The sequence below is a fragment of the Glaesserella sp. genome, from assembly GCF_041814905.1.
In the GTDB taxonomy this organism is placed as follows: Bacteria; Pseudomonadota; Gammaproteobacteria; order Enterobacterales; family Pasteurellaceae; genus Glaesserella.
In genome coordinates this window covers 1-2,978 of the sequence record NZ_JBGXYA010000018.1, presented here as the reverse complement: position 1 = coordinate 2,978, position 2,978 = coordinate 1, and the positions used below count along the sequence as shown (strand labels likewise).

Annotated in this window: 3 protein-coding genes and 1 pseudogene; all 4 read left to right on the top strand. The window is 42.5% G+C overall.

Going from position 1 to position 2,978, the window contains the following annotated elements; translation table 11 throughout:
• The gene (locus ACEYJ7_RS02920; protein ID WP_373777525.1) at window positions 1–1,521 is read left to right on the top strand and encodes a sodium-dependent transporter; all 1,521 of its coding nucleotides are present in this window, start codon (window positions 1–3) and stop codon (window positions 1,519–1,521) included.
• Between the two features lies 1 nt (window position 1,522).
• The gene (locus tag ACEYJ7_RS02915; protein ID WP_373777524.1) at window positions 1,523–1,615 is read left to right on the top strand and encodes a methionine/alanine import family NSS transporter small subunit; all 93 of its coding nucleotides are present in this window, start codon (window positions 1,523–1,525) and stop codon (window positions 1,613–1,615) included.
• A gap of 279 nt (window positions 1,616–1,894) precedes the next feature.
• Window positions 1,895–2,872: a PTS mannose transporter subunit IIAB gene (gene manX, locus ACEYJ7_RS02910; protein WP_373777523.1), complete on the top strand. Its 978-nt coding sequence runs from the start codon at window positions 1,895–1,897 to the stop codon at window positions 2,870–2,872.
• A gap of 10 nt (window positions 2,873–2,882) precedes the next feature.
• A pseudogene (locus ACEYJ7_RS02905) lies at window positions 2,883–2,978 on the top strand (PTS mannose/fructose/sorbose transporter subunit IIC); the annotation flags it as partial.

Genomic DNA, 2,978 nt, shown 5'->3' with positions numbered 1-2,978 from the left:
GTGTCTAATGTTCAATCTTCTGCGTCGAAAAGAGAAACGTTCTCCGGTCGTCGTGCATTTATTATTGCCTCTATCGGTTCGGCGGTCGGTTTGGGAAATATTTGGCGTTTCCCTTATGTGACTTACGAAAACGGTGGTGGTGCATTTATGATTCCTTATATCGTAGCGTTGTTAACTGCCGGTATTCCGTTGCTTTTCTTAGATTATGCGATTGGCCACCGTCATCGTGGCGGTGCGCCGTTATCGTATCGACGCTTTAACCCCCATTTTGAAACCTTCGGCTGGTGGCAAGTGTTGGTTAATGTCATCATCGGACTTTACTATGCGGTCGTGCTCGGTTGGGCGGCAAGTTATACGTTTTTCTCAATCAACAGTGCTTGGGGAGATAAACCGGTCGACTTCTTTGTCGGAGAATTCCTGAAAATGGGGGATATTTCCCAAGGCATCAGCTTTGAATTTGTCGGTATGGTGGTCGGTCCGCTTATCGCTGTGTGGCTTATTTCATTAGGTGTGTTGGCATTTGGTATCCAAAAAGGAATTGCGAAATCATCTGGTATCTTAATGCCGTTATTAGTCGTCATGTTCGGCATTCTCGTTGTGTATTCACTGTTTTTACCTGGCGCGGCAAAAGGTTTGGATGCATTGTTTACACCGAACTGGTCAAAACTATTCGATTCAAGCGTATGGATTGCGGCGTATGGTCAAATTTTCTTCTCATTGTCTATCTGCTTCGGGATCATGATTACCTATGCGTCCTATCTGAAAAAAGATTCGGATTTGACGGGAAGCGGTTTAGTTGTCGGCTTTGCCAACAGTAGTTTTGAAGTGTTGGCGGGGATTGGGGTATTTGCCGCCCTTGGCTTTATGGCAACGGCAGCCGGTCAAGAAGTCAGTGAAGTGGCGAAAGGCGGTATCGGTCTTGCCTTCTTTGCTTTCCCGACAATCATTAATCAAGCACCATTCGGTGAATTGATCGGGGTATTATTCTTCGGTTCATTAACATTTGCCGCCTTAACTTCTTTCGTTTCGGTGATTGAAGTGATTATTTCCGCAATTCAAGACAAATTAAGAATGCGTCGTGTGAAAGCCACCTTCGTCGTCGGTATTCCGATGATGTTGGTTTCCGTGTTGCTTTTTGGCACTACGACAGGTCTACCGATGTTGGACGTATTGGATAAATTCGTGAACTATTTTGGTATTGTCGCGGTGGCATTCGTGTCATTGGTTGTGATTGTCGCAAATGAAAATTTGGGTATTTTAGGTAAGCATTTAAATGAAACATCGTCATTTAAAGTCGGTTTTATCTGGCGCTTATGTATTGTGTTAACGACGGGCGTTTTGGCATTTATGTTGTTAAGTGAAGCATCAAAAATCTTGACTGACGGTTACGAAGGCTATCCAAGCTGGTTTATTAATATATTCGGCTGGGGAATGGCGATCAGTTTAATGGTTGTGGCATTCTTGCTTTCCCGTTTGAAATGGAAAGATGAAATTCCGTTGGAACACAAAGGAGAAAAATAAGATGAGCACTATTGCAATCACGATGATGACCGTAGCCCTTGTCATTATTTGGGGTGGGCTGATTTACGCAATTAAACGTCTTCCGAAAGAATAATTTGCAAAAAATCATTTGAAAACAACCGCTTGTAGTTATTGCAAGCGGTTTTTTTGTAAGGAAAATTTGTAAATCAGGGTCAATTATTTTTTAATAAAAAATAATTGAGAATAAAAAAACATCAAATAGCTAAATAATTACGCTTAAAATGCGATATAGATCACATTTTTGGTGAAATTGAGTTGCTGAAACTAAAGGGTTATTTAAAATCACTCCGAAATTTACTCTATTTGAGAATAAGTTTACAGCTTTCTATTTTTCCTCATATAAGGAGCAACAATGAGCATTGCTATCATCATAGCAACCCACGGTGTCGCAGCAGAACAGCTTCTCAAAACGACCGAGATGTTGATTGGCGAACAGAGCGATGTGGCTTACATCGATTTTGTTCCCGGTGAAAATGCAGAAACCATTATGGGTAAGTACCAAGCGAAATTAGCCAATGAACTCGCACACTGCGATCAAGTGCTATTTTTAGTGGATACATGGGGCGGTAGCCCTTTCAATGCAGCAAATCGTGTTTCAGACGGCAAAGATAACATGGACATCGTAACCGGTGTGAATGTCCCGATGTTGGTTGAAACCTTTATGGCTCGCGATGACGGTCCCTCATTAAACGAACTGGTGGAAGTTGCATTAGAAGCCGGTCGTTTAGGTGTTCGTGCGCTACGTTATCAAGAGAAAGAAACTGCACCTGCACCTCAACCGCAGGCGGCTCAAGCAGCACCTCAGCCGCAAGTCGCTCAAGTGAATAAAGAAGGGAATTTGGTTATCGGTTTAGCCCGTATCGATGACCGTTTAATTCACGGTCAAGTTGCAACGCGGTGGACAAAAGAGAGCCGCGTTACCCGTATTGTTGTAGTAAACGATGATGTGGCGAAAGATTCGGTACGTTCAACCATGCTAAAAAGCGTAGCGCCTCCGGGTGTCACTGCTCACGTTGTGCCGGTAGATAAAATGATCCGCGTTTACAATAATCCGGAATATGCAAACGAGCGTATGATGCTGCTCTTTACCAACCCAACGGATGTTGTGCGTTTAATGGAAGCTGGCGTTGAATTTAAATCAATCAATATCGGTGGTATGGCGTATCGTGACGGTAAGAAAATGATCACCAGTGCTGTGGCGGTTGATGATAAAGATATTGAAGCGTTCAAGGTATTAGATGCGAAAGGTATTGAACTGGATGTGCGTAAAGTATCGAACGATAGCCGTCAATATATGATGGATTTACTTAAGAAAAATAACTTAATTTAAGGAAATGATTATGGAAATTTCTGCTTTACAAATTATCTTAGTATTCCTTGTCTCCTGTATTTCAGGAATGGGATCTATTCTTGACGAATGGCAAACTCACCGTCCG